At 62.4% G+C, this 24,491-nt stretch carries 23 protein-coding genes; 8 read left to right on the top strand and 15 right to left on the bottom strand.

Translation table 11 applies throughout. From position 1 onward, the window contains the following. Positions 1-36: 36 nt before the first annotated feature. The 3 genes from FHK92_RS19875 (at position 37) to FHK92_RS19885 (ending at position 3,139) form a co-directional block, all read left to right on the top strand. Positions 37-744, top strand: a complete 708-nt coding sequence (locus FHK92_RS19875) for an HPP family protein (protein WP_181289554.1) — start codon at positions 37-39, stop codon at positions 742-744. A gap of 134 nt (positions 745-878) precedes the next feature. Next, a complete protein-coding gene (locus FHK92_RS19880; protein WP_181289555.1) occupies positions 879-1,985 on the top strand; it encodes an enoyl-CoA hydratase/isomerase family protein in 1,107 nt (368 codons plus the stop codon). 2 nt (positions 1,986-1,987) lie between these two features. Further along, entirely contained in the window at positions 1,988-3,139 is a 1,152-nt protein-coding gene (locus FHK92_RS19885) for an acyl-CoA dehydrogenase family protein (protein WP_181289556.1), read from the top strand. Between the two features lie 389 nt (positions 3,140-3,528). Here the strand turns inward: FHK92_RS19885 and FHK92_RS19890 are convergent, their stop codons facing one another. The 11 genes from FHK92_RS19890 to pssA form a co-directional block, all read right to left on the bottom strand. Next, positions 3,529-4,302: an enoyl-CoA hydratase gene (locus tag FHK92_RS19890; protein WP_181289557.1), complete on the bottom strand. Its 774-nt coding sequence runs from the start codon at positions 4,300-4,302 to the stop codon at positions 3,529-3,531. 12 nt (positions 4,303-4,314) lie between these two features. Then, positions 4,315-5,442 carry an acyl-CoA dehydrogenase gene (locus FHK92_RS19895; protein ID WP_181289558.1) on the bottom strand — a complete coding sequence of 376 codons (1,128 nt, stop codon included), beginning with the start codon at positions 5,440-5,442 and terminating at the stop codon, positions 4,315-4,317. A 9-nt stretch (positions 5,443-5,451) separates the two neighbouring features. Beyond that, the gene (locus FHK92_RS19900; RefSeq protein ID WP_181289559.1) at positions 5,452-6,639 is read right to left on the bottom strand and encodes an acetyl-CoA C-acyltransferase; all 1,188 of its coding nucleotides are present in this window, start codon (positions 6,637-6,639) and stop codon (positions 5,452-5,454) included. Between the two features lie 11 nt (positions 6,640-6,650). Further along, the gene (locus FHK92_RS19905) at positions 6,651-7,412 is read right to left on the bottom strand and encodes an SDR family NAD(P)-dependent oxidoreductase (RefSeq protein WP_181289560.1); all 762 of its coding nucleotides are present in this window, start codon (positions 7,410-7,412) and stop codon (positions 6,651-6,653) included. A 16-nt stretch (positions 7,413-7,428) separates the two neighbouring features. Next, a complete protein-coding gene (locus tag FHK92_RS19910; protein WP_181289561.1) occupies positions 7,429-9,093 on the bottom strand; it encodes an AMP-binding protein in 1,665 nt (554 codons plus the stop codon). 382 nt (positions 9,094-9,475) lie between these two features. Then, the gene (locus FHK92_RS19915; protein ID WP_375154618.1) at positions 9,476-10,996 is read right to left on the bottom strand and encodes an ArnT family glycosyltransferase; all 1,521 of its coding nucleotides are present in this window, start codon (positions 10,994-10,996) and stop codon (positions 9,476-9,478) included. A 4-nt stretch (positions 10,997-11,000) separates the two neighbouring features. Beyond that, a complete protein-coding gene (locus FHK92_RS19920) occupies positions 11,001-11,294 on the bottom strand; it encodes a lipid-A-disaccharide synthase N-terminal domain-containing protein (RefSeq protein WP_181289562.1) in 294 nt (97 codons plus the stop codon). Position 11,295: 1 nt separating this feature from the next. Then, the gene (locus FHK92_RS19925) at positions 11,296-12,039 is read right to left on the bottom strand and encodes a glycosyltransferase family 2 protein (RefSeq protein WP_181289563.1); all 744 of its coding nucleotides are present in this window, start codon (positions 12,037-12,039) and stop codon (positions 11,296-11,298) included. 33 nt (positions 12,040-12,072) lie between these two features. Continuing rightward, the gene (locus FHK92_RS19930) at positions 12,073-13,044 is read right to left on the bottom strand and encodes an NAD-dependent epimerase (RefSeq protein ID WP_181289564.1); all 972 of its coding nucleotides are present in this window, start codon (positions 13,042-13,044) and stop codon (positions 12,073-12,075) included. 260 nt (positions 13,045-13,304) lie between these two features. Beyond that, on the bottom strand, positions 13,305-14,321 hold the full coding sequence (locus FHK92_RS19935; protein ID WP_181289565.1) for an AraC family transcriptional regulator: 1,017 nt from the start codon (positions 14,319-14,321) through the stop codon (positions 13,305-13,307). A gap of 11 nt (positions 14,322-14,332) precedes the next feature. Next, complete coding sequence (gene pssA / locus FHK92_RS19940) at positions 14,333-15,676, bottom strand: CDP-diacylglycerol--serine O-phosphatidyltransferase (RefSeq protein WP_181289566.1); 1,344 nt, start codon at positions 15,674-15,676, stop codon at positions 14,333-14,335. Positions 15,677-15,801: 125 nt separating this feature from the next. Between pssA and FHK92_RS19945 the strand changes: the two genes are divergently transcribed. Together FHK92_RS19945 and FHK92_RS19950 are read left to right on the top strand one after the other, a co-directional pair. After that, positions 15,802-16,368: a TetR/AcrR family transcriptional regulator gene (locus tag FHK92_RS19945; protein WP_181289567.1), complete on the top strand. Its 567-nt coding sequence runs from the start codon at positions 15,802-15,804 to the stop codon at positions 16,366-16,368. 60 nt (positions 16,369-16,428) lie between these two features. Next, the gene (locus tag FHK92_RS19950; protein ID WP_181289568.1) at positions 16,429-16,908 is read left to right on the top strand and encodes a nuclear transport factor 2 family protein; all 480 of its coding nucleotides are present in this window, start codon (positions 16,429-16,431) and stop codon (positions 16,906-16,908) included. Between the two features lie 137 nt (positions 16,909-17,045). Here the strand turns inward: FHK92_RS19950 and FHK92_RS19955 are convergent, their stop codons facing one another. Next, positions 17,046-18,116, bottom strand: a complete 1,071-nt coding sequence (locus tag FHK92_RS19955) for a M42 family peptidase (protein WP_181289569.1) — start codon at positions 18,114-18,116, stop codon at positions 17,046-17,048. Positions 18,117-18,363: 247 nt separating this feature from the next. Here FHK92_RS19955 and FHK92_RS19960 point away from each other — a divergent pair, with 247 nt between their 5' ends. From FHK92_RS19960 to FHK92_RS19970, 3 genes are all read left to right on the top strand, one after another. Beyond that, a complete protein-coding gene (locus tag FHK92_RS19960; RefSeq protein ID WP_181289570.1) occupies positions 18,364-18,765 on the top strand; it encodes a hypothetical protein in 402 nt (133 codons plus the stop codon). Between the two features lie 228 nt (positions 18,766-18,993). After that, positions 18,994-20,196 carry an NAD(P)/FAD-dependent oxidoreductase gene (locus tag FHK92_RS19965; RefSeq protein ID WP_181289571.1) on the top strand — a complete coding sequence of 401 codons (1,203 nt, stop codon included), beginning with the start codon at positions 18,994-18,996 and terminating at the stop codon, positions 20,194-20,196. A gap of 206 nt (positions 20,197-20,402) precedes the next feature. Then, on the top strand, positions 20,403-21,314 hold the full coding sequence (locus FHK92_RS19970) for a LysR substrate-binding domain-containing protein (protein WP_181289572.1): 912 nt from the start codon (positions 20,403-20,405) through the stop codon (positions 21,312-21,314). Between the two features lie 177 nt (positions 21,315-21,491). Here FHK92_RS19970 and FHK92_RS19975 read toward each other — a convergent pair whose 3' ends face one another. From FHK92_RS19975 to FHK92_RS19985, 3 genes are all read right to left on the bottom strand, one after another. Beyond that, the gene (locus tag FHK92_RS19975; RefSeq protein ID WP_181289573.1) at positions 21,492-22,532 is read right to left on the bottom strand and encodes an ABC transporter substrate-binding protein; all 1,041 of its coding nucleotides are present in this window, start codon (positions 22,530-22,532) and stop codon (positions 21,492-21,494) included. Between the two features lie 104 nt (positions 22,533-22,636). Next, on the bottom strand, positions 22,637-23,815 hold the full coding sequence (gene argE, locus FHK92_RS19980; protein ID WP_181289574.1) for an acetylornithine deacetylase: 1,179 nt from the start codon (positions 23,813-23,815) through the stop codon (positions 22,637-22,639). Then, on the bottom strand, positions 23,808-24,482 hold the full coding sequence (locus FHK92_RS19985; RefSeq protein ID WP_181289575.1) for a DUF1028 domain-containing protein: 675 nt from the start codon (positions 24,480-24,482) through the stop codon (positions 23,808-23,810). Before FHK92_RS19985 ends, argE begins: the two co-directional genes overlap by 8 nt. Positions 24,483-24,491: the final 9 nt, after the last annotated feature.

A 24,491-nucleotide genomic window follows, 5' to 3' on the forward strand; every position in this document is an offset into this window, starting at 1 on the left:
GCCCCTTTTTTTGTTCGTTTTTTGGATGTTCGCTGAATGTTTTCTCGCTGGTTCCCCGCTGCTATCAATACCCGTCCTACCGAATGGAGCCGTGCCGCCATCGGCATGTCCCTCGGAACCCTGTTCAGTGTCTGGCTCTGTGGCCAGGTATTCGGCCTTGAGGTGGCACAGCACCTGATCGGCCCGCTCGGCGCCTCGGCGGTGCTGCTGTTTGCGGTGTCATCAGGCGCCCTGGCCCAGCCCTGGTCCATCTTCGGCGGTTACCTGTGTGCCTCGGTCCTCGCGCTGTTGGTGGCCCACGTTCTGGGTCGCACGCTGGAAAGCGCCTGCCTGGCGGCGGGCATGGCGTTGATATTGATGTGCTGGCTGCGCTGCCTGCATCCACCGGCGGGAGCCCTGGCCGCAACGCTGGTGCTGGCCGACCCGTCGATCATTGCCTTGGATTGGCAGGCGGTGGGGGCGGCGATGCTGGCCGGTTCTGGCCTGCTCGCCTTTGCGCTGGCGTACAACAACCTGACGCGCGTGCGCTATCCCAAGCGCGCCAGCGAGCCGGTGGCCGTGATACCGGCCGACCATCCTCCCGTCGATCGCCAAGCCATTACCGCCGAAGACTTGAAGTCGGCACTTGAGGAAATGGAAGCGTTCTTCGACGTAACCCCCGAAGATCTCGAGCAATTGATCCACGCCAGCGAGCGTTATGCCAAACGCCGCAGCATCACGGAGGTGCTGTCGGGTCGCGGTTGAGCCTGTGGCTGCTATAAATATGCAGACAGGACCTGCACGTATCCCGGTTGTGTAATGCAAATTTGCACTGTTACGATCTCGACCGGGTACGCGCGACATTATTTATAAAGAACAATAAAAGCAGGGAGTTAGCGATGACAGCTCAGGTTTCATCCCAAGCTGCGGGCCGCGTCGAAACCGCGCCTTACGAGGTGCTGGTCGAAGTCCGCAACCATATTGGCCACTTGACCCTGAACCGCCCCGCCGGCCTCAATGCCCTCACCCTGGGCATGGTGCGCAGCATGCAGCAGCAACTCGATGCCTGGGCCCACGATCAGCAAATCCGCGCCGTGGTCCTGCGCGGCGCCGGTGACAAGGCGTTCTGCGCCGGCGGCGACATCCGTTCGCTGTACGACAGCCACAAGCAGGGCGATACCCTGCATGAAGATTTCTTCGTCGAGGAATACGCCCTCGACCTGACGATCCACCACTATCGCAAACCGATCCTCGCCCTGATGGACGGCTTCGTCCTGGGCGGTGGCATGGGCCTGGCGCAAGGCGCCGACCTGCGGATCGTGACCGAACGCAGCCGCCTGGGCATGCCCGAAGTCGCCATCGGTTATTTCCCCGACGTCGGCGGCAGTTACTTCCTGCCGCGCATTCCAGGCGAGTTGGGCATCTATCTCGGCGTCAGCGGCGTGCACATCCGTGCGGCCGACGCCTTGTATTGCGGGTTGGCCGACTGGTACCTCGACAGCCGCAAGCTCGCGCAGCTTGATGAGCGTCTCGATCGATTGGAATGGCATGAGACGGCACTCAAGGATTTGCAAAGCCTGCTGGCAAAAATCGCTGTGCAACAGCTCCCTGCCCCGCCCTTGGCCGATCTACGGCCGGCCATCGATCATTTCTTCGCTCTGCCTGACGTCCCCAGCATGGTCGAGCAGATGCGCCAGGTCACCGTCGCGAACAGCCATGAGTGGGCGCTGAAAACCGCCGACCTCCTGGAGACCCGCTCGCCGCTGGCGATGGCGGTGACCCTGGAGATGTTACGCCGAGGCCGGCACCTGAGCCTGGAAGACTGCTTTGCCCTGGAGCTGCACCTGGACCGTCAATGGTTCGCGCGCGGCGACCTGATCGAAGGCGTGCGCGCCCTGCTGATCGATAAAGACAAGAACCCGCAATGGAACCCACCGACCCTGGAGGCGCTGGACGCCGCACAGGTCGCGAGTTTCTTCGATGGCTTCGATTACCACGGGAATTGAACATGCACGACCTTGAGCTGACCGAAGAACAAGTGATGATCCGCGACATGGCCCGTGATTTCGCCCGCGGTGAGATCGCCCCCCATGCCCAAGCCTGGGAAAAGGCTGGCTGGATCGATGACGCTCTAGTGGCGAAGATGGGCGAGTTGGGCCTGTTGGGCATGGTGGTGCCCGAGGAATGGGGCGGCACTTACGTCGATTACGTCGCCTATGCCCTCGCCGTGGAAGAAATCTCCGCAGGCGACGGCGCCACCGGGGCGTTGATGAGCATCCACAACTCGGTGGGTTGCGGGCCGGTCCTGAATTTCGGCACCGATGAACAGAAACAGACCTGGTTGGCGGACCTGGCCAGCGGCCAGGCAATTGGCTGCTTCTGCCTGACCGAACCCCAGGCCGGTTCCGAGGCGCACAACCTGCGCACCCGGGCCGAGCTGCGTGATGGCCAGTGGGTGATCAACGGCGCCAAGCAGTTTGTCAGCAATGGCAAGCGGGCGAAGCTGGCGATTGTCTTTGCCGTGACGGACCCGGAACTGGGGAAGAAAGGCATTTCGGCGTTCCTGGTGCCAACGGACACCCCAGGGTTCAACGTTGATCGCTCAGAACACAAGATGGGCATCCGCGCGTCAGACACCTGCGCGGTGACGCTGAGCAACTGCACCGTTCCCGAGGCCAATCTGCTCGGCGCCCGTGGCAAAGGCCTGGCCATCGCCCTTTCCAACCTCGAAGGCGGCCGTATCGGCATCGCCGCCCAAGCCCTGGGCATCGCCCGCGCGGCGTTCGAAGCGGCCCTGGCCTACGCTCGCGATCGGGTGCAATTCGACAAGCCGATCATCGAGCACCAGAGCATCGCCAACCTGCTGGCCGACATGCACACCCGCCTGAACGCCACCCGCCTGCTGATCCTCCACGCCGCCCGGTTGCGCAGCGCGGGCAAGCCGTGCCTGTCGGAGGCGTCGCAAGCCAAGCTGTTTGCTTCGGAAATGGCCGAGAAAGTCTGCTCGTCGGCGATACAGATCCATGGTGGGTATGGGTATCTCGAGGATTATCCGGTGGAGCGCTACTACCGGGATGCGCGGATTACCCAGATCTACGAAGGATCGAGCGAGATTCAGCGAATGGTGATTGCCCGGGAGCTGAAGCACTACCTGGTGTGACGACTGGAAAGCTTCGCGAGCAGGCTCGCTCCCACAGGGTTTGATGGCGTACGCAAATGGCGCGTACACCACAAATCCACTGTAGGAGCGAGCCTGCTCGCGAAAGCGGTAGGTCTGTCACTTCAATGCCGAATGTACCGCCGCCTTCGCGAGCAGGCTCGCTCCCACAGGGTTTTGAGGTGTACACGGACGTCACGTGTACCCAGATCCACTGTGGGAACGAGCCTGCTCGCGAAAGCGGTGGGTCTGTCACTTCAATGCCGAATGTACCGCCGCCTTCGCGGGCAAGCCCGCTCCTACAGGGTTTTGAGGTGTACACGGACGTCGCGTGTACCCAGATCCACTGTGGGAGCGAGCTTGCTCGCGAAAGCGTCAGTTCTGGCGCCGCATTACTTGTCTTGGAACTCCGCCGCGCGCTTGGCCACGAACGCGGCCATGCCTTCCTTCTGGTCCTGCGTGGCGAATGCCGCGTGGAATACCCGGCGTTCGAAGCGCACGCCTTCAGAGAGGCTGACTTCAAAGGCGCGGTTGACGCTTTCCTTGATCATCATGCTGATGGGCACGGATTTGGAAGCAATCAACGCCGCCGTTTTCAGTGCTTCCTCCAGCAGCTCATCAGCCGGCACGATGCGCGCGACGATGCCGCAACGCTCGGCTTCCACCGCATCGATGAAGCGCCCGGTCAGGCACATTTCCATGGCCTTGGCCTTGCCCACTGCACGGGTCAGGCGCTGGGTACCGCCCATGCCCGGCAGCACGCCGAGGTTGATTTCCGGCTGGCCGAACTTGGCGTTGTCACCGGCCAGGATGAAATCGCACATCAACGCCAGCTCGCAGCCACCGCCCAAGGCAAAACCGTTCACCGCGGCGATGATCGGCTTGCGGCGGTTGGCGACGCGGTCGCTGTCGCAGAACAGATCGTCCAAGTAAATTTGCGGATAGGTCAGCTCGGCCATTTCCTTGATGTCGGCGCCGGCGGCGAAGGCTTTTTTCGAGCCGGTCAGCACGATGCAACCAATCTTCGGATCCGCCTCCAGGCTGTCCAGCGCCTGGTTCAGCTCGCTGACAATCTGCGCGTTAAGGGCATTCAGCGCTTGGGGACGGTTAAGCGTGATCAGGCCGACGCGGTCCTGGATCTCCAATAAAATCGTTTCGTAATTCATGCAGGACTCCTTTCAAAGATTGCGCGAAATAACCATGCGCTGGATGTCGCTGGTGCCTTCGTAGATCTGGCAGACGCGCACGTCGCGGTAGATGCGCTCCAGCGGGAAATCGTTGAGATAACCGTAGCCGCCCAGGGTTTGCAGCGCCATGGAGCAGACCTTCTCGGCCATTTCCGAGGCGAACAGCTTGGCCATGGACGCCTCTACCAGCGCGGGCTGGCCGTCGTCGCGCAGTGCGGCGGCATGATGAACCATCTGCCGGGCCACGGCGATCTGGGTGGCCATGTCCGCCAGGCGGAACGCCACGGCCTGGTGTTCGATGATCGGTTTGCCGAAGCTCTGGCGCTCGCGGGCATAGTCGCGCGCCGCTTCGAACGCCGCGCGGGCCATGCCCACCGACTGCGCCGCGATGCCGACCCGCCCGCCTTCCAGGTTCGCCAGGGCGATCTTGTAGCCCTCGCCCTCTTCGCCCAAGCGATTGGCCACCGGCACTTTCAGGTCCTCGAAGAGGATCTGGCAGGTGTCGGAAGCATGCTGGCCAAGTTTGTCCTCGACCCGCGCCACGCTGTAGCCCGGCGAATTGGTGGGCACGATAAAGGCGCTGATGCCGCGCTTGCCCGCGCTCGGATCGGTGACCGCGAACACGATGACCACGCCGGCGTTCTGCCCGGAGGTGATGAACTGCTTGCTGCCGTTGAGCACGTAATGGTCGCCCTCCAACCGCGCCCGAGTCTTCAGGCTGCTGGCGTCGGAACCGGCCTGGGGCTCGGTCAGGGCGAAGGCGCCGAGCATCGCGCCGCTGGCCAGGGGCGTGAGGAATCTGGCTTTTTGCTCATCAGTGCCGAACTTGAGGATCGGTACGCAGCCCACCGAGTTGTGCACGCTCATGATGGTCGAGCACGCCCCGTCGCCGGCGGCGATTTCTTCCAGCGTCATCGCGTAGGCCAGGTAACCCGTGTCGCAACCACCCCACTGTTCCGGCACCAACATGCCGAAAAAACCCAGGTCGGCCATTTCACCGATGGCTTCCTTGGGAAAACGGTGCTCGCGGTCCCACTCGGCCGAGAACGGTTTCAAACGCTCCTGGGCGAACTGCCGGGCCATGTCGCGAATTTGTGTCTGTTCTTCAGTCGGGAGCATGGTGATTCCTTAGTACAGGCATTCAACGGCCATGGCCGTGGCTTCGCCGCCGCCGATACAGATCGCCGCGACGCCGCGCTTCAGGCCCTTCTGGCGCAGGGCCGACAACAGGGTCACGAGGATGCGTGCGCCAGATGCACCAATCGGATGCCCCAATGCGCAGGCGCCGCCGTGGACGTTGACCTTGTCATGGGGGATTTCCAGCTTGTCCATGGTCACCACACCCACCACGGCGAAAGCTTCGTTGACTTCGAACAGATCGACGTCGTCCAGGGACCAGCCGGTCTTGGCCATCAGCTTCTTGACCGCGCCAATCGGTGCCGTGGGAAACAGGCCCGGGGCGTCGGCAAAAGCCGCATGACCGTGAATGACCGCCAGTGGCTTCAAGCCGCGCTGTTGCGCCTGGCTCTGGCGCATCATCACCAGGGCCGCCGCGCCGTCGGAAATCGAACTGGCGTTGGCCGCCGTCACCGTACCGCCGTCACGAAAGGCTGGCTTGAGCGTGGGGATCTTGTCGATCCGCGCCTTGGGCGGCTGCTCGTCGTGACGCACGGTGACCTGTTCCTTGCCGACCATCACCTGCAACGGGACGATTTCGGCATCGAAACTGCCATCCTTGATCGCTTGCTGGGCGCGGGTGGTGGAGGCAATGGCGAAGGCGTCCTGGGCTTCACGGCTGTAGCCGTTGGCCTCGGCGCAGTCCTCGGCAAATGTGCCCATCAGGCGACCTTTGTCGTAGGCGTCCTCGAGGCCGTCGAGGAACATGTGGTCCAGCACCTTGCCGTGGCCCATGCGCAAGCCGGCGCGGGCGCGGTCCAACAGGTACGGGGCGTTGGACATGCTTTCCATGCCGCCCGCCACCACGACGTCGGCGCTGCCGGCGACGAGCATGTCATGGGCGAGCATCGCCGCTTCCATGCCCGAGCCACACATCTTGTTCAGCGTGGTGCAACGGGTCGATTTGTTAAGCCCGGCGCCGAGCGCTGCCTGCCGCGCCGGTGCCTGGCCTTGCCCGGCGGCGAGCACGCACCCGAACAACACTTCTTCGACCGTGTCAGGTGCAATGCCGGCACGTTCCACGGCAGCCTTGATCGCGGCGGAACCCAGCTGCGGCGCGGTGAGGCTTTTCAGTTCACCCTGGAAGCCGCCCATCGGGGTGCGGACGGCGCTGACGATGACTATCGGATCGTGAGACATGACAAATCCTCCTATTTGGCGGCCATGCGCAAGGCGCCGTCGAGACGGATCACCTCGCCGTTGAGCATGCTGTTTTCAATGATATGCCGGACCAGCGCCGCGTACTCGGCAGGTTTGCCCAGGCGCGGCGGGAACGGCACGCCGGCGGCCAGGGAATCACGCACTTCCGGGGTCATGCCGGCTATCATCGGAGTTTCGAAAATACCGGGGGCGATGGTCATCACGCGGATGCCGAAACGCGCCAGTTCACGGGCGGCTGGCAGGGTCAGGCTGGCAATCGCACCCTTGGACGCGGAATAGGCTGCCTGGCCGATCTGACCGTCGAAAGCCGCCACCGACGCGGTGTTGATGATCACGCCGCGCTCGCCATCGGCGTTGGCTTCGGTTTCGGCAATGACCGCAGCGGCCAGGCGCAGCAGGTTGAAACTGCCGATCAGGTTAACGCTGATCACTTGGCTGAAACTGGCGAGGGCATGAGGACCGTTCTTACCGAGGATCTTCTCGCCGCGCACGATACCGGCGCAATTGACCAAGCCATTGAGGCCACCAAACGCATCGACCGTGGCCTTGACCGCCGCTTCGGCTGCCGCTTCGTTGCTGATGTCTGCGACCACGCTCTGGCAGCCAAGTTTTTGCGCCTGGGCAGCCACGGCGTCGGCATTGACGTCCAGCAGCATCACCTTGGCGCCGGCCTTGACCAGCATTTCACCGGTGGCCGCGCCGAGGCCGGAAGCGCCACCGCTGACGAGGAATATCTTGTTGTCGATCTGCATCATGGTTTCCTTGGATTCAAGCTGAAACGTTCTTCGCCAAGGTCTCTTGAACTTTGGCGATTTCCTGGTTGCGCAAGATAAAGCGCTGCAACTTGCCGCTCGGGGTTTTCGGCAAGTCGCTGACAAATTCGATTTCACGGGGATAGGCATGGGCTGCCAGGCGCTTGCGCACGTGCTGGCGCAATTCTTCGGCGAGCTCGGGGGCGGCGCGGTATTGGGCGCTGAGCACCACGAAGGCTTTTACCAGCTCGGTACGCTCCGGATCAGGCTTGCCGATTACGGCGGCCTCGACCACGGCAGGGTGTTCGATCAGCGCACTTTCCACATCGAACGGGCCAACTCGGTAGCCGGACGTGGTGATCACGTCATCGCTGCGCCCGACGAAGCTGATGCTGCCGTCGGGGTTGAACTCGACGGTGTCGCCGCTCAGGTAATAATCGCCGACGAAGGCCTTGGTCGGGCCGCCCTGATAACCGGCGAACCAGCACATCGGCGACTGGCTGCGATCGACCGCGAGAATGCCCGGTTGGCCGACGCCGAGCTCCTGGTGGTTGTCATCCAGCACTACGATGCGGTGGCCTGGCGAGGCAAAACCCGCCGCGCCCTGATGGACGGGGTGGTCAAGGCCGTGGTGATTGCACAGCACCATGCCCAGTTCGGTCTGGCCGTAATGGTCGTGGATCACCACGTTCAGGTTGTCGGCGAACCAACGAATCACTTCGGGGTTCAGCGGCTCGCCGGCGCTGCTGACGATGCGCAGCTTGCCCTTGATCGACCGGGCGAACTGCTCGCCGCCAGCGATTAGCAGGCGATAGGCCGTGGGCGAGCCCGCCAGATTGGTGATGCCGTATTTGTTGATCACCCGACAGGTGCTGTCGAGGGTGAACGGGCCGTCGTAGAAGGTAATCGGATGTCCCAGCGCCAACGGGCCGGTCACGCCGAAATAGATGCCGTAGGCCCAGCCCGGGTCGGCGACGTTCCAGAACGCGTCTTCCGGCCGCAGGTCCACCGCGTCACGCATGTAGCTCTGGAACGCGACGATCGCCTTGAGCGGCACCGACAGCGCCTTGGCCGGGCCGGTGGTGCCGGAGGTGAACATCAACAGGAACGGGTCTTCGCCAGTCAGCATCAGGGGTTCGCACTGGTTGGACTGGTTGGCGACCTCGGCCCAGAAACTGTAATCGCCCCGCACGATGCCCTCGCCCTTTTCACCGCCGACCGTGACGATGGTGGGGCAATCGGCAACTTCATTGAGCTTGGGACGGTTGACCGCGTCAGTGACCACGACCCGCGCCCCGGAACTGCCGAGGCGGTGTTCGATGGCCTTGGGGCCAAACGCGGTGAACAGCGGCTGGTACACCGCGCCAATGCGCCAGGTGGCGAGCACGACGATCAGCAGTTCGGCGTTGCGTGGCAACAGGCCGGCCACCTTGTCGCCCTTACCGACGCCTTGGGCGCGCAGGAAATTGGCGAAACGCGCGGCGTTGTCCTGCAGGTCACGGTAGGTCCAGGTCGCGTCACTGCCGTCACGGCCTTCCCAGAACAGGGCGATGCGCCCCGGCAAGGCGTGCCGGTCACAACATTCGACACAGGCGTTGAGTGCCTCAAGCGAGCCGTGCAACGCGGCATTGACGGTGTTCAGGTAATCGAACTGCGACGTGGCGGACAAATAATCGCGCATGACCAGAATCCCTCTGTACTTTTTATTGGTGGGGGAACCGTGAAGAGCAGGCAAATACTCGCGCCGAAGGGCTTGGGGGGCAATGGTCAAAGCCATCAAGTTGCTTGACTGGTTTGGCCATGGACTTAAGTCGGTGTTGCCAGGAGTGGCCTCATCGCGAGTTGGCTCGCTCCTAGATGCGATGCTGTTCACTTAAGGTCGTCTAAACACCTGTGGCGAGGGAGCTTGCTCCCGCTGGGCCGCGAAGCGGCCCCAAACCTGCAGAATGCGGAGCTGTAGATGTACCGCATTCGCCGGTTTTACGGCTGCTTCGCAGCCGAGCGGGAGCAAGCTCCCTCGCCACGGGGCCATCGTTTTTCTTAAGTGAGCTGTATTACTGCCGCTACAGAGGCTGTTTCCAGGCAAATGAATAGGCCTTTTCCGGCGCCGGGGGCTGGCAGCGCTGATTATCCGCATCGGCCCCTACCAAGAACCACTCGGCCCTGGACGTATCCCCGACCCGGCGGGCCTTTTGCGGGTCATAACAGCGCGCCAGTTCCCGTTCCGGCACCAAGACAAAGGCCTGCGGATGGCTGCGCAGCCAAGTGGCGGACTGCTCCAAGGCATCGCGAGTGTGAAAACCGAAATGCACGATGGGCTGTCGGGCGAACAACCAATGACCTTCCCGCCAGCCCACCAGCACCAATTCACTGTTGCCCGTCAGTCGCGCCACCTCACGCATCAAAGTCTCATGGGGGTTGGCGCCTTCCTTGTGAGGCTCGATGAAACCGCGCACGAACCAGGCGCACAGCCACACCGCGGCCAAGGCAGCGAACACCACCCTGCCCCTCGGCCGCTTGCCGAACCAGCGACGCAGCATCCACGGCACCAAGGGCGCCACCAGCAGGATCAGGGCCGGCAACGCCGGAAAGATGTACAGCTTGCGCTTGCCGCTGCTCAGGCTGAAAAACAACAGGACCAGGATCACCCAACCGAGCAACACCAACACCCGGCCGTCGTGCTTGATGAGCTGCTTGCGCCAGGCTGGCACCAGCCAGGGGAGCATGAAAAACATGGGCAACCAGTATTTGGGAATCACCTGGACGATGAAATACCAGAACGGTTCGCGGTGCTCCCAGGCGTTGGCATAACGCCCCGCCGTCTGTTTGAACAGGATCTCCTGGACATACGCCAGGCTATCAGGGCTGCCCTGCCCGACGATCACCAGCAAAGGCCCGAGCCATAACGCTATGGCCATCAACGCAACGACCAGCCCCAACCACCAAGCCAACGCGTTGCCGGGCATCGGCACCACGCCTTTCCAGCCCTTGCGCAACGCATACGCGTAGGGAATCAGCATCAACGCCGGCAGAAACCCCACGCCCTTGCTGATGATCCCGAACCCCATCGCCGCGCAGGCCGCGTAGTACCAGCCCCAGGCCGGGCCGAGCAGCAGGTGGCGGCACAAGCCGTAGATACCCAGGATGGTCCAGAGCGCAAGAAACCCATCGATCTGCCCCGTGCGCAGAATGCTGTAGGTCTGGTAAGTCGCCAGGAACAACAGCGCAGCGATGCTTCCCACCCGCCGTCCCCACAGGCGCCGACCCAGGTCATACAGACACGCCGTGGTGACGCCGCCGGCCAGCAGCGCTGGCAAATACAGGGCAACTTTGGGCAGATGGGTCAACTGCACGAACAGCGCCACCGCCCACATGAACAGAGGCGGCTTGTCGGCGTAGATTTCACCGGCGCGATGGGGAATGAACCACGAACCGTTTTGCAGCATTTCGAGGGCGACGCCGAGGAAGCGCTCTTCGTCGACATTCATCGGCTGGCGCCAACCCAGGCCGGCACCGACCATGATCAAGGCCAGCGCCGCCCACGCCAGGCATTCCAGTCGCGAGCTGGACAGTCGTATCCTCACCGTCTCAGCCCTTCCCCGGCACTTCGCGGTCTTCCCGCTCGTGATGCTTGGCAATCAGCTGCAGATTGCGCAAATAAACGATAAAACCGAAAGATTGGCCGACAATGAACACCGGGTCCTGGCGATAGATCGCATAGGCCAGCAATAACGCGCTGCCGATGATGCTCAAGTACCAGAACCCCACGGGAATCACGCTGCGCTTCTTGTATTCGCTGTACAGCCATTGCAGGGCGAAACGCCCGGTAAATGCCAGCTGCCCCCCAAAGCCGACGGCCAGCCACAACGATTCTCTGCCCATGTCAAACCTCGGTTTCTTGTGCGTGGGTGTCCAGGCGGGTGCGCTTTATCAGCCACCACACGCCGAACAGATCAAGTATGCCCACCAGGGCGCGGTCGAGGTTGCCGTAGTTGGAGACCCCCGCGCCGCGCTCACGATGGTTGACCGGCTGGACCAGCATCCGGCCGTTGTGGCGACGAATCAGCGCCGGAATGAAACGGTGCATGTGATCGAAATACGGCAGGCGCAGGAACGCCTGGCGCTCGATCAGCTTGATGCCGCATCCGGTGTCCGGCGTCTGGTCCCTGAGCAGGCTGGCGCGCAGCTTGTTGGCGAATCGCGACGCCCAACGCTTGCTCGCCGTGTCGCGACGGTTGACGCGATGCCCGGCCACCAGCTTGACGCCCCCGGGCGCGCCCTCCGATCCACGGACCAGATCGAGCATCTTCGGCAAGTCCGCCGGGTCGTTCTGACCGTCGCCATCCAGAGTCGCCAGCCAATGCCCGCGCGCCACGTCGGCGGCGTGGAAAATCGAGGTACTTTGGCCGAGGGAACGGGCATGACTGAGTACCCGCAACTGGGGATAGCCGTCGCGTTGCAACGCACGCAGTTCGGCCGCCGTAGCATCGGTGCTGCCATCGTCGACCACGATGACTTCGAAGGCCTCGTCGACCAGCGCCGCTCGCACTTCTTCCAGCAAGGGAATCAGGTTGCCGGCTTCGTTCTTCGCCGGAATCAGGACCGACACATAAGGGGTTTCGTGCATGGCGTTCCAATCTAAATCACAGGAATGGGTGGGTTAAACGCGGTAATAGTGGCGGTACCAATCGACGAACGACTGCACGCCAACCGGCACCGGGACCTGTGGGCGAAAACCCACGCGTTCTTCCAGTTCACGGGTGTCAGCCCACGTATCGACCACGTCACCGGACTGCAACGGCAGGAAACGTTTGATCGCGCGCATACCCAAAGCCTCTTCGATGCACTCGATAAATTGCAGAAGCTTGACCGGCCCGCCGAAGCCAATGTTGTAGACCTTGTTGGGCACGCCGGCCACATCGGTTGGCGGCAGCGGCAGCAATCGCACAAGGCCCTCGACGATGTCGTCGATATAAGTGAAGTCCCGCGACATTGCCCCATCGTTGTAGATATCGATGGCGCGGCCATTGAGGATCGCATCGGTGAATTTGAACGGCGCCATGTCCGGTCGCCCCCAGGGCCCGTACACAGTAAAAAAGCGCAGGCCGGTGGTGGGAATGCCGTAGAGATGCGAGTAGGCGTGGGCCATCAGTTCATTGGCGCGTTTGGTCGCCGCATAGAATGACACCGGCTGGTCAACCGGGTCGGTCGTCGCGTAAGGCAGGCGCTCGCTCAAGCCATAGACCGAGCTGCTCGAGGCGTAAACCAGGTGCGCCGGCCGATGGGCTCGACAGGCCTCCAGTACGTTGAGGAAACCGACCAGGTTGCTTTGCGCATACAGGTCAGGGTTGTCGATGGAATAACGAACGCCCGCCTGGGCCGCGAGGTGGACAACGTATTCGAAGGCGTTCTGCGCGAATACGTCCATCAGGGCCGCCTTGTCCGCCACATCCAGCCGTTGGAAGCGGAAGTTGCGGCACTGCGTCAATAGCGCGAGGCGCGCCTGTTTCAACTCGACGCTGTAGTAGTCGTTGAGGTTATCGATGCCGATCACTTCGTGGCCATCGCTGCACAGTCGCTTGGCCACATGAAACCCGATGAACCCCGCGACACCCGTGACCAGCACCTTCATACGCTACCCAAAACGGTCACTTGCATACATTACCCTGACTGGTCGCCCCGACTTTTCCGGGCGCTTCAGAGCCTTGTAGCAAAATTAGATGACGGTTTTATGAGCGTGCCGGTTTGCCCAGTGAACCTATGGGAAAACCTATGTGGGAGCGAGCCTGCTCGCGAAGGCGGTGGGTCAGACGACACAACTGTTGATTTGTTAAATCGCTATCGCGAGCAAGCTCGCTCCCACAAGAATTTCCACGGCCCCATCCAAGGGGATCAGTGAGGATCGTTGAGTATCAGGCTGCGGTAATGCCCCGGATTGGACCCGGACCATTTGCGAAACGCCTTGTAGAACGAACTGGCGTCGGCGAACCCGAGCCGCGAGGCGATTTCCACGAAGCTGATGGACGGCTCGGCCAGCCAGGCGATGGCCAGCTCCTTGCGTACGCTGTCCTTGAGGCCTTGGTAGGTCTGCCCCTCCTCCGCCAACCGGCGGCGCAGAGTTGACGCTGAAACACACAGTTGCTGGGCCAATGCCTCGGTTTCCGGCCACTGCTCAGCAGGCAACTGACGCAAATCATGGCGGATGCGGCTGGAGAGGCTTTGCGGATCGCGGTACTTGACCAGGATGTTCGCCGGCGCCTGGGCCAGAAAGCGCTTGAGTTCTTCGGGGCTGCGCCGGATGGGTTGGTCCAGGCATTCGGCTGAGAAAATCATCCGCGTACGAGGCCGGTCGAAGCGCAGGTTCTGGGAGAACATGACGCGGTAGTCGTCGCAGAAGTCCGGCGCCGGGCAACGCAATTCGACAGACAGGATCGGGATGCGTCGCCCGGCCAGCCAGCAAGCCACGCCGTGGACGATCATCCAGTAGGTGAAGTAGGTAAACGCCCGACGGGGCGCCTGGTCTTCTTCAAGCAGGACGATTTCCGCCAGGCTCTGCTGGCCAACCCACTGTGCCGGCAGATGTTCCAGCATCAGCGACAGGAAGCCCAGCCCCGCCGTCAAACCCGCGGCCAGCGTCGGCTGGGCCATGGCGCATTGGCACAGAAACGCCAGGCTGCCGGATTTGAGCTTGCGCGGGTCCATGCCGAAGAACTCGTCATCGTGGCGCCGGGCAAGCAGGCGCCAGAGCCGCGCATAGGCATGGGCCGGGACCCGGGCCTGGGGATCATCGAGCAAGGCCGGGGCTATGCCGACCTGTTCCAGGACTTCGTCCGTCGCGGCTCCAGGCGCGCAGCTTTGCAACAGCGCCTCACGCACCAACTGGATGGAGATGGTGTCTTTTTCCGCCATGGCACGGGCGTTCACAGGATCCGATAAAGCAGTCGCTCTATCCGCACCCGGCTGACGCGCTTGAGGAACTTGCCCACCGCCGCCGGATAGTCCGGCAGGGTTTCCAGGTCCAGGTAGCGTTCGATGCGGCGGGTATGGCGATAGATCTTTTCAAGCTCGGCCTGGCGCGACGCCAACAGCTCGCCCTTGGGGTCGTCCAGCAGCAGGGCGTTTTCCAGGTCCAGGCGAAACGCCCTGGGGTTCAGGTTGTTGCCGGTCAGCAAGGTGTAGCGCTCGTCGACCCACATGCCCTTGAGGTGGTAGGTGTTGTCGCCGTCGCGCCACAGGTGCAGGTTCAACTGGCCGCTGTCGATGTAGCGCTGGTGCCGCTTGGCGAAGCGACGCAGGCTGATTTCGTACAGATAGGGCAACGCGGCGATGATCTTGAACGGCTCGCTTGGCGGAATGTAGAAATCGTTGGCGGTCTTGTCGCCAACGATGATATCGATCCGCACCCCACGGGCCAGGGCCCGGTTGATTTCCCGGGTCACCGCCAACGGCAGGTTGAAGTAAGGCGTACAGATGGTCAGTTGCTGGCGGCTGCTGGCAATCAGTTCACCGATCAATCGACTCAACGGGTTGTTCTTGCCGACGCCCAGCAGCGGGCTTACCGACAGGCCGCTCTTATCGAGGCTGCCCGCCGTGGTGTCGTAGGCCGCGTATTTAAGGCGACTGCGCAGGTCGCCGATGTCCTTACGCAAACTGCGGGTGCTGGGCAGGTTCGGCAAGTCGAGGCGATGCACCGCCCTGGAGGCAACCAGGCCGTGCTGCACCAGGTGATGCATCGAATCGGCGAGCGCGGCGTTCTGCAGCAAGTGATAACGGTCGTAGCGGTATTTGTCGAACTTGTGCAGGTAGACGTTGTTCAGGCTCGCGCCGCTGTAGAGCACGCAGTCATCGATCACGAAGCCTTTCAAGTGCAACACGCCGAACAGCTCGCGGGTCTGCACCGGCACGCCGTAGATCGGCACTTCGCTGGCATGGGTGCGGGTCTGCTCCTGATACCAGGCCGAGTTGCCGGGCTGCTTCTTGGCGCCGATCAATCCGCGCTGGGCCCGCAGCCAGTCCACCACCACGACCACCTCGAGCTCGGGCCGCGCGGTCTTGGCGGCATGCAAGGCATCGAGGATTTCCTGGCCGGCCTCGTCCTGTTGCAGGTACAGGGCGACGATGTAGATGCGCTGGGTGGCCTGGGCGATTTTCTCCAGCAGGCAACGGCGGAACTCGGCGGCGCCATCGAGGATGGTCACGGCATCGGCGGTCAGTGCAAAGCTGCGCAGCTTGGGCAGCAGGGAGCGTTTGAAAAGCGACGGCATAGGGCTCGCAAAAGGTCAAATCCGAAGAACCGACGAGCTTACACCATGATGGACGGCTTTGGGCCTCCCCCGCCTGATGAAAAAAACATTTGACCAAGGAGAACGATCATTCTACTTTTAGCTCCATGAACGAAATCACTGGCAACGAAACACGAGACATCATCCTCGATGTCGCCGAAAAGCTGATCTACAAAAGTGGCATCGCCGCCACCGGCATGGATCTCCTGGTGAAAACCGCCGGCGTCTCGAGGAAAAGTATCTACCGCTACTTCGCCAACAAGGATGATCTGGTCGTTGCTGCGCTCAAGCGCCGGGACGAACGCTGGATGCAATGGTTCAGCAGCGAAGTGGACAAGGCGCCGACACCGCTCGCACGGCTGCTCAACCTGTTCCCGGTGCTCAAGGGCTGGTTCGAAAGCGAAGGCTTCCGCGGCTGTGCGTTCATCAACACCAGCGGCGAAACCGGCGACCCGCAGGATCCGGTTCGCCAGGTGGCGAAAATGCACAAGCAAAAGCTGCTCGACTACGTGACCGGCTTATGTATCGAGCAAGGCACCCAGCGGCCGGAGCTGCTGGCCCGGCAACTGCTCATTCTGATTGACGGCGCCATCACCCTCGCGCTGGTCATGGGCGACCACGACGCTGCCGATCAGGCACAGGATGTGCTGAAGACTTTGTTGGCCATTGAATAAGCAACGCGCACACCCGCAAGACCGCCTGTAATAGATCCACTCATCCTCTGGAGATCCGCCATGTCGTCCTCTGCCGAAGTTCGTCCACCGTTGCCGCCGTTCACCCGTGAAACAGCCATCGAGAAAGTTCGCCTGGCCGAAGACGGCTGGAACTCTCGCGATCCGCAAAAGGTTTCGCTGGCCTATACCCTCGATACCCAATGGCGAAACCGCGCTGAATTCGCCCATAACCGGGAAGAAGCCAAGGCTTTCCTGACTCGCAAATGGGCCAAGGAGCTGGATTACCGGCTGATCAAGGAGCTCTGGGCCTTCACGGGGAACCGTATCGCCGTGCGTTATGCCTACGAATGGCACGACGATTCGGGCAACTGGTTCCGCTCCTATGGCAATGAGAACTGGGAGTTCGACGAAAACGGCCTGATGTCCAACCGCTACGCCTGCATCAACGACCTGCCGATCAAGGAAAGCGAGCGTAAATTCCGCTGGCCGCTGGGCCGCCGGCCGGACGATCACCCGGGGCTTTCCGATCTGGGCTTGTAACACCAGAACCTGACCTGCCCCCAACCTGTGGGAGCGAGCTTGCTCGCGATGTGCCGGCAGTCGACACCTCTGTTGACTGGCCGACCGCCATCGTCGGAACGCCGCCCGGAGCAAGCTCGCTTCCACAGTGTTTTTTGTCAGTCTTTGGTTCGATTCAGCAAAAACTCCAGCAACGTCCCGGCACACGCCTCGATGCTTCCGTCCACGACCAGTTCGTAACCGTGGGTGTTTTCCGTCGGGATCGCAATGCAACCGCCTTGGGCCGACGCGCCACTGCTCATGATCGCACTGGCGTCGCTGGAGAAATCCGCCAGCAGCGCGAATTGTGGCGTTAGCCCGCAGCGCTTGCCGGCCTGGTGCAACTGGTCGACGATCCCACGGTGGTAGCAGCCATTTTTGTCGCCGGTGTTGATGATCGGATCGACGCTCAATCGGGTCGCGTACTCCGCAACTACGGGGCCAACCTCTACCGCCACGGTTGCATCCCCAGGCAGGTGGCTGGCGGCGTAGAGCGCGCCGGCATTGGACTCCTCTTCTTGCGTGGTGAACACGAAATACACGTCGTGCATGAGCGCCTCGCGGCGGCTGCTCAACAACGTGGCGGCCTGGAGGCTGGCGACCATGGGCGCGCGGTCATCGAGGAAATGCGCGGCGATGGCATCGCCGACCCGGAACGGGCGCCGCCAATGCTGGCTCAACACCACCCGCGTGCCGGGGCGTACGCCATGGGTTTGCAATTGTTCGCCGGAGCATCGGGTAATCACATGCACATCGCCCCAATTGACGTTCCCCGACAGCACATCCGCCCCCTGATGGGTTTCCCCAGTGCTGTGCATCGATCCGAATGACAACACACCGGGGATGAAGTCCCAGTCGCCGAGAATGTCCACCGGGCACACCCCGAAGTTGATCGGATTGGCGCCGCCCAGTGAGACCACCCGCAACGTGCCGTCGGGCTCGATACGTTTGACCAGCATGGCGATTTCGTCCAGGTGCGCCATGATCCGGACCGGCGAATTCGTTTCGGCATCTGGCGGGTTTCCCTTGATCAGGCCGATGACATTGCCTGCCGGGTCGACCCAGGTTTCGTCGCAATGCGGTTGCAGCTCCCGCAGGCAAATCTCCCGTACTTCGTGTTCCTGCCCACCGGGCCCACGGGCCATCAGCAGCTCTTCCAGCAAAGGTAAGGTGGATGGATTGGATTGCATCGAAGGGAGTCTCCTTTTTCAGGTGCGACCTGCTGACGAAGCGGGCCGCGACGTGTTTGTCTTCTTGAACACGGTTGGCGCTGAAAAATTTGATCGGATCCTGGCGAAACTGACGAGCGGGCTTTATTGGCACGCGGACAGGCGGCCCGTCTGAAGGGTTGACCGACGCGTCGCCAGGCATCACATTGCCTGGGTCGCCCCTACGCCATAAAGGCGGTTTAGTTGTGTCGCAGACCTTGTGGAGCCCATGACCGCGTCGATTCCGATCCGTCCCCCCTGCCCGCCTGGCGTGTGTGATTGCGGGCGTGATGCGTTGCTGCAAACGCCGGGCAGCGATTTGCGCATCCTTTGCCTGAATCGCCAGGAGGAGAAGCGCCTGCTTGAGAAACTGGAAAATATCCAGAGCCTGGACGAGCTCGAACGGCTGCAGCAGCGTCTGTTCGAAAACCTGGGTGTGCGGGTGACGATCGAGCCTGGTTATAACGAGGTTCGCACCATGCGCGGCATCGCCATTGAATTTCAGGAACAGCCGGGATTGTGCCGCAAGATTCGCCAGTCGATTCCGGCTGCGATTCGGCGGGGGCTGGAGAAGCGGCCTGAAATTGCCTGGCGCTTGTTGGATTCCCGGGATCTGTTTCGTGGGGATTGATAGGCTTTTTCATACCTTCGTATAGCCCCCTCACACCCATGCATAGCCGCACTGACCCTATGTAGAAGTGCCTCCCCCCTCGCCGCCACATACCATTTCCCACAGCGAGCCGAAGCTGACTTCGCCTGATGATTTCCAGACACCAGGCCACGCACTTTTGGTCCTTCGCCACACGGTCACGCTGAAACAAACAATTCAACGTATCGATTTCGTCTTTGGGAGCACATCATGAAACAGCACATCTTGATCGTCGGCGCCGGTTTTGGCGGTGTATGGAGCGCACTCAGCGCGGCACGCCTGCTCGACCAGCATGATCGCAACGATGTACAGATCAGCGTCCTGGCGCCCCAGGCGGAGTTGCGCATCCGTCCGCGTTTCTATGAGCCCGATGTCCATACCATGATGGCGCCCTTGGGCGAGTTGTTCGATGCGGTTGGCGTGAACTTCATCCAAGGGGTCGCCGAAAGCATCGACGTGAATCGCAAGCAAGTCGGCTACCGCGACGTTTTCGGCAGCCTCGCCACGCGAAGCTATGACCGACTGGTACTGGCGGCGGGCAGCAAGCTGATGCGCCCCGATCTGGAAGGCATGCTGGAACACGCGTTCGACGTCGATGAAATCGAACAGGCTGCGCGCCTCGAAGCCCATCTGAAATCCCTCGCAACCCTGCCCGACAGCCCCTCTCGCAACACTGTGGTGGTGGCCGGCGGCGGCTTCACCGGGATCGAAACCGCCACCGAAATGCCCGCCCGCCTGCGCGCCGTCCTGGGCAGCGATGCCAACATTCGGGTGATCGTCGTCGACCGTGGACCGACAATCGGTGCCGCGCTGGGCGAAGGGATCAGCCCATCGATCATCGAAGCGTCCGGTCACCTGGGCATCGAGTGGATCCTCAATGCCTCGGTCGAATCAGTGGATGCCGCAGGCGTCACCCTGTCGGATGGCCAGCGCATCGAATCCAAGACCGTGATCTGGACCGTCGGTTTCCGCGCAAGCCCACTGACCGAACAGGTTCCTGGCACCCACGATCGCCAGGGCCGCCTGCATGTCGATGGTCATCTGAAAGTCTTGGGACAAGGCGACATCTTCGCCGCTGGCGACGTCGCCTATGCCGCTACCGACGACATCGGCAATTACGCGGTCATGTCTTGCCAGCATGCGATCGCCCTGGGCCGCTACGCGGGCAACAACGTTGCCGCCGACCTGCTCGGCGTCGCACCGATGACCTACAGCCAGCCCAAGTACGTGACGTGCCTGGACCTCGGCGCCTGGGGCGCGGTGTACACCGAAGGCTGGGATCGCCAAGTGAAGTTGCTCGGCCAGGAAGCCAAGGAGCTCAAGCATCAGATCAACTCGGTGTGGATCTACCCGCCCGCCGCTGACCGCACCGCCGCACTCGCAGCGGCTGACCCTTCCATCCCCGTGGCCTGATTCACGCGCCCTACCCCGGCCAGTCCTCCTTCTGTGCCGGTCTTTCCCAGACGCCTGCCAAGGATATTTCGGCGGGCGTTTTTTCTGCCTGTTCGACAAGCCAGCCTGGATATCGCCACTGCCCAGCAAAATCCGTTGCAACGCCCGTCGCCCCGCACCAGCGGCTCACGGTAAGGTAGGCGAAACCATCCGGATCGAGGTGCGCCGTGGCGTCCTATTCCCTGCGTCAGTTGAAGTATTTCGTCACCACCGTGGAATGTGGCAGCGTCGCCGAAGCCTCTCGCAAGCTGTACATCGCCCAGCCGTCGATTGCCACGGCGGTCAAAGGCCTGGAAGACAGTTTCGGCGTGCAGTTGCTGATCCGTCATCACGCCCAGGGCGTCTCCCTGACCCCCGCCGGTGCGCGGTTCTATCGCAAGGCCCAGGAGCTGTTGCGCATGGCCCGGGAGTTCGAGCAGAACGCGTTGGCGGACAATGATGTGGTCAGTGGTCAGATCGATATCGGCTGCTTCGAAACCGTCGCCCCGCTTTACTTGCCAAGGCTGATCGCGGGTTTTCGCGAGCGCTTTCCTGGCGTGGAAATTCGTGTGCAAGATGGCGAGCAACAGGAACTGGTCCAAGGCTTGACCGGTGGACGTTTCGACCTGGCGATTTTCTATGAGCACGACCTCGACAGCACGATCGAAACCGAAGCACTCACGGCGCCGCAACGACCTTATGCATTGCTGCCGGCAGGGCATCGCTTCGCCAATCAAACGCAGGTATCGCTTCGCGACCTGGTGCTTGAACCGATGATCCTGTTGGACGTGCAGCCCAGCCGTACCTATTTCGTCAGCATTTTCGAGGAGCTGGGCCTGACGCCGAACATCGTCTTCAGCTCGCCCTCCATCGAAATGGTGCGCGGCATGGTCGGCCAGGGATTTGGCTTCGCCGTACTGGTGACCCGCCCGCAATCGACCTGCACCTACGACGGACAGCACGTGGCCTGCGTCAGCATCGCCGAGGACGTGACCGGTTCGGCACTGGTGGCCGGTTGGCTCAAGCGCGCGCACCTGACCAAGCCGGCGCAGTTGTTCGTGGATTATTGCAAGGAGCAGTTCACGGAGTGGTTGGCGTAGGCCGGCGAGCCTCATACCCCGTGGCGAGGGAGCTTGCTCCCGCTGGGCTGCGCAGCAGCCCCAAAAACCTGACGCGGTCCACCTGATACACCACGATCACAGGGTAAAGGGGGCGCTTCGCACCCCAGCGGGAGCAAGCTCCCTCGCCACAAGAGCGGTTCGATATTAGGTCGGATACTAGCGAGCCGCCCAGGCGTTGAAACGCTGCTCCAGCTCCTCGCCATGATCGACCCAGAACTCCGCATCCACGGCCTGCGCCTGCGCCAGGTTGGCCTCGGCGGTGGGCAGTTGATCACGGACTTCGGCGGGCAACAGACCCAGCGTCTGCCGATGCACCGGTCCGTAGGGGATGTTCTCCGAGAAGACTTTCTGCGGCTGCGGCTGACTGGCGAAGGCAATGAATTTCTCTGCCAAAGCCTTGTTAGGCGTGCCTTTGACCACCGCCCAATACTCTGGGTCATACAGGCTCTGCGGCCAGACGATGCTCAGTTTCATGCCTTCCTTCTGTGCCGAGGCGATGCGACCGTTGTAAGCGGCGCTCATCGCTACGTCCCCGGCCACCAGCCATTGCGCAGGCTGGGCGCCCGCCTCCCACCACTGGATATTCGGCTTGATCTGGTCCAGCTTGGCGAACGCCCGTGTGACACCTTCCGGAGTGTTCAAGACCTTGTACACGTCCTCGGTCTTGACGCCATCCGCCAGCAAGGCGATTTCCAAGGTGTACTTGGCGCCCTTGCGCAAACCGCGCTTGCCCGGGTACTCCTTCACGTTCCAGAAGTCCGCCCAGGACGTCGGCGCCTTGGCGAGTTTGCTCTGGTCATAAGCCAGGACCATCGACCAGACATACGTTGCCACGCCGCATTCAGTGAGCGCCCCCGGAACGAAATCCCCGGGCTTGCCGATGGCCGCCGGATCGAGTCTTTCGAACAAGCCCTCCTCACAACCACGCAGCAGCTCGGGACTTTCCACTTCGACCACGTCCCAACTGGTGTGCCCGGCCGCGACCATCGCCTTGATCTTCGACAGCTCGCCGTTGTATTCGCCCGCCACGATGTTTCCCGCACCGCTGGCGTTGAAGGGTTGGAAGTAGGCCTTGTCCTGGGCCAACTTGGTGGCGCCGCCGAATGAGATCACGGTCAGGCTTTGTGGCGCGGCCAGGACGCTGGTGCTCAGCAACGCCACGGCACACGCAATGTTGCAACGCAAGGATCTGGACATGAATCGGTTCCTCGGAAATGCCGGCTCGCCCGCACGAGTCGGCGACGGGACTCAAAAGTGACCGTAAGCGCGGGCGGCGTGGTCTACAGCGATTACAAAACTGTTCATCCTGGGTCCCGTCCATCGGGCGCGCTCAGGTGAATCGCCAGGCGATCCATCAACCGGTCACAGCCGGCCATCTGCTCGACGCTCACGTACTCGTCGGGCTTGTGGCCCTGATCCATGCTGCCGGGACCGCAGACCACCGTCGCGATGCCGGCCTGATGGAACAACCCACCTTCGGTGCCGAACGCCACGGTGCCAAAGGCGTCGCTGCCACACAGCCGGGCCACCAGGCGCGCCGCTTCGCTGTCCGGCGAAGTCGCCAGGCCGGGGTAGGCCGACAAAGGCTCGAAACGGATCGCGGTGTCGGCGTGAACCGCCCGCATTCTGGGCAGCAGCGCTTGTTCGGCGTAGTCCTGCAATTTCTCCACCACCTTCTGCGGGACGAAGTCCGGCAAGGCACGCACTTCAAAGTCGAAGCGGCAATCGGCGGGGACGATATTCAGCGCCGTGCCGCCCTGGATCACGCCAACCTGCACCGTCGAATAGGCCGGGTCGAAGCGCGCATCGTGTCGCGAAGGCTCGGCCAGTTCCGCGCCAATCTCACCCAGATGACCGATCAGGCGCGCGGCTTGCTCGATGGCGTTGACTCCGTGAGGCGCATAGGCGGAATGACAAGGCGCGCCCTTGACGTGGCAACGCATCGCCAACTTGCCTTTGTGGCCCAGCACCGGTTGCAACTCAGTGGGCTCACCGATCAGGCACAAGGCCGGCTTTGGAACCCGTTGTGGCAGGACTTCCAGCAGACCGCGCACGCCCAGGCAACCGACTTCCTCGTCATAAGAGAACGCCAGGTGTACAGGGCGCGTTAACGGGCTGGCGAGGAACGTCGGCACCGCCGCGAGCACGGAAGCCAGGTAGCCCTTCATGTCCGCCGTACCGCGACCGAACAACTTGCCGTCCCGCTCGCTCAAGCGGAACGGTTCGACCGTCCAGGCCTGCCCATCCACCGGCACCACATCGGTATGCCCGGACAACACCACACCGCCCGGCACCGACGGGCCGATGCTCGCCAACAGGTTGGCCTTGGTCCGCTCGGCGTTATAAATGAGCTCGCTGCTCACGCCCAGCCCGTGCAGGTAATCGCGTACGAACTCGATCAACGCCAGGTTTGAATCGCGGCTGACCGTGGCAAAGCCCACCAGTTTGGCGAGCAGTGCGCAACTGCGCAGCTCACTCATCGCCCGGCACCCCATAGCTGGGCGCCTGGGTTGGATCAAGGGCGCGGGTCAGGTAGTCCTGCAATTGCGGCTGATAGGCGAGCCAGAGTTTTTCCAATTCGCCGATGGGGTTTTCATCCGCCCAATCGACCCGCAGATCGACGATCGGCCAGGTCAGGTCGTCCACCACCGACAACGCTGCCGAATGCACCGCCCCGGCTTCGCCACCTGCGGCCTGTCCCGCCTGCAGTGCGCCCAGCAGGCGTGACGCGAGGCTGCCTTCGCCCTGCTCGAATGCCGCGACCATGGCGGCGATGACCCCATCGCCCGCCAGCAGGTTGCCGGCCGCCACACATTGCTCACCAACCACGGCGCCGTGGACGCCCAACGCATGGCGACCACTGAACACCGCCGTACGCCCCTGTGCATCCACCACGGCAACCTGGCGATACTCGCTGTAGCCGTTGCGCGCCAGGGCCCGATCCAGTGCCTCTTGGGCCATGGAACCTGCGGCCAATTCGTCGAGGATCTGCGGCCCCAGCGCAGGCAATGTGATGTTCTGGCTCGACACCGCGCCCACCCCGGCCCGCAGCCAGGGGCAACGGGCGCCGACGGCAATGCTCGACGAGCTGATGGCGATGCCCAGCTGGCCGGTTTCGGCGCAGCGTCCGACGATGGAAAACGTCATGTCGTGCTC

The organism is Pseudomonas brassicacearum subsp. neoaurantiaca (assembly GCF_013608025.1).
GTDB lineage: Bacteria > Pseudomonadota > Gammaproteobacteria > Pseudomonadales > Pseudomonadaceae > Aquipseudomonas.

What these genes read in the sequence shown, in the direction of transcription:
- FHK92_RS19875 (WP_181289554.1), top strand. Translation starts at nt 37, where the DNA reads ATGTTTTCTCGCTGGTTCCCCGCTGCTATCAATACCCGTCCTACCGAA.
- FHK92_RS19880 (WP_181289555.1), top strand. Translation starts at nt 879, where the DNA reads ATGACAGCTCAGGTTTCATCCCAAGCTGCGGGCCGCGTCGAAACCGCG.
- FHK92_RS19885 (WP_181289556.1), top strand. Translation starts at nt 1,988, where the DNA reads ATGCACGACCTTGAGCTGACCGAAGAACAAGTGATGATCCGCGACATG.
- FHK92_RS19890 (WP_181289557.1), bottom strand. Translation starts at nt 4,302, where the DNA reads ATGAATTACGAAACGATTTTATTGGAGATCCAGGACCGCGTCGGCCTG.
- FHK92_RS19895 (WP_181289558.1), bottom strand. Translation starts at nt 5,442, where the DNA reads ATGCTCCCGACTGAAGAACAGACACAAATTCGCGACATGGCCCGGCAG.
- FHK92_RS19900 (WP_181289559.1), bottom strand. Translation starts at nt 6,639, where the DNA reads ATGTCTCACGATCCGATAGTCATCGTCAGCGCCGTCCGCACCCCGATG.
- FHK92_RS19905 (WP_181289560.1), bottom strand. Translation starts at nt 7,412, where the DNA reads ATGCAGATCGACAACAAGATATTCCTCGTCAGCGGTGGCGCTTCCGGC.
- FHK92_RS19910 (WP_181289561.1), bottom strand. Translation starts at nt 9,093, where the DNA reads ATGCGCGATTATTTGTCCGCCACGTCGCAGTTCGATTACCTGAACACC.
- FHK92_RS19920 (WP_181289562.1), bottom strand. Translation starts at nt 11,294, where the DNA reads ATGGGCAGAGAATCGTTGTGGCTGGCCGTCGGCTTTGGGGGGCAGCTG.
- FHK92_RS19925 (WP_181289563.1), bottom strand. Translation starts at nt 12,039, where the DNA reads ATGCACGAAACCCCTTATGTGTCGGTCCTGATTCCGGCGAAGAACGAA.
- FHK92_RS19930 (WP_181289564.1), bottom strand. Translation starts at nt 13,044, where the DNA reads ATGAAGGTGCTGGTCACGGGTGTCGCGGGGTTCATCGGGTTTCATGTG.
- FHK92_RS19935 (WP_181289565.1), bottom strand. Translation starts at nt 14,321, where the DNA reads ATGGCGGAAAAAGACACCATCTCCATCCAGTTGGTGCGTGAGGCGCTG.
- pssA (WP_181289566.1), bottom strand. Translation starts at nt 15,676, where the DNA reads ATGCCGTCGCTTTTCAAACGCTCCCTGCTGCCCAAGCTGCGCAGCTTT.
- FHK92_RS19945 (WP_181289567.1), top strand. Translation starts at nt 15,802, where the DNA reads ATGAACGAAATCACTGGCAACGAAACACGAGACATCATCCTCGATGTC.
- FHK92_RS19950 (WP_181289568.1), top strand. Translation starts at nt 16,429, where the DNA reads ATGTCGTCCTCTGCCGAAGTTCGTCCACCGTTGCCGCCGTTCACCCGT.
- FHK92_RS19955 (WP_181289569.1), bottom strand. Translation starts at nt 18,116, where the DNA reads ATGCAATCCAATCCATCCACCTTACCTTTGCTGGAAGAGCTGCTGATG.
- FHK92_RS19960 (WP_181289570.1), top strand. Translation starts at nt 18,364, where the DNA reads ATGACCGCGTCGATTCCGATCCGTCCCCCCTGCCCGCCTGGCGTGTGT.
- FHK92_RS19965 (WP_181289571.1), top strand. Translation starts at nt 18,994, where the DNA reads ATGAAACAGCACATCTTGATCGTCGGCGCCGGTTTTGGCGGTGTATGG.
- FHK92_RS19975 (WP_181289573.1), bottom strand. Translation starts at nt 22,532, where the DNA reads ATGTCCAGATCCTTGCGTTGCAACATTGCGTGTGCCGTGGCGTTGCTG.
- argE (WP_181289574.1), bottom strand. Translation starts at nt 23,815, where the DNA reads ATGAGTGAGCTGCGCAGTTGCGCACTGCTCGCCAAACTGGTGGGCTTT.
- FHK92_RS19985 (WP_181289575.1), bottom strand. Translation starts at nt 24,482, where the DNA reads ATGACGTTTTCCATCGTCGGACGCTGCGCCGAAACCGGCCAGCTGGGC.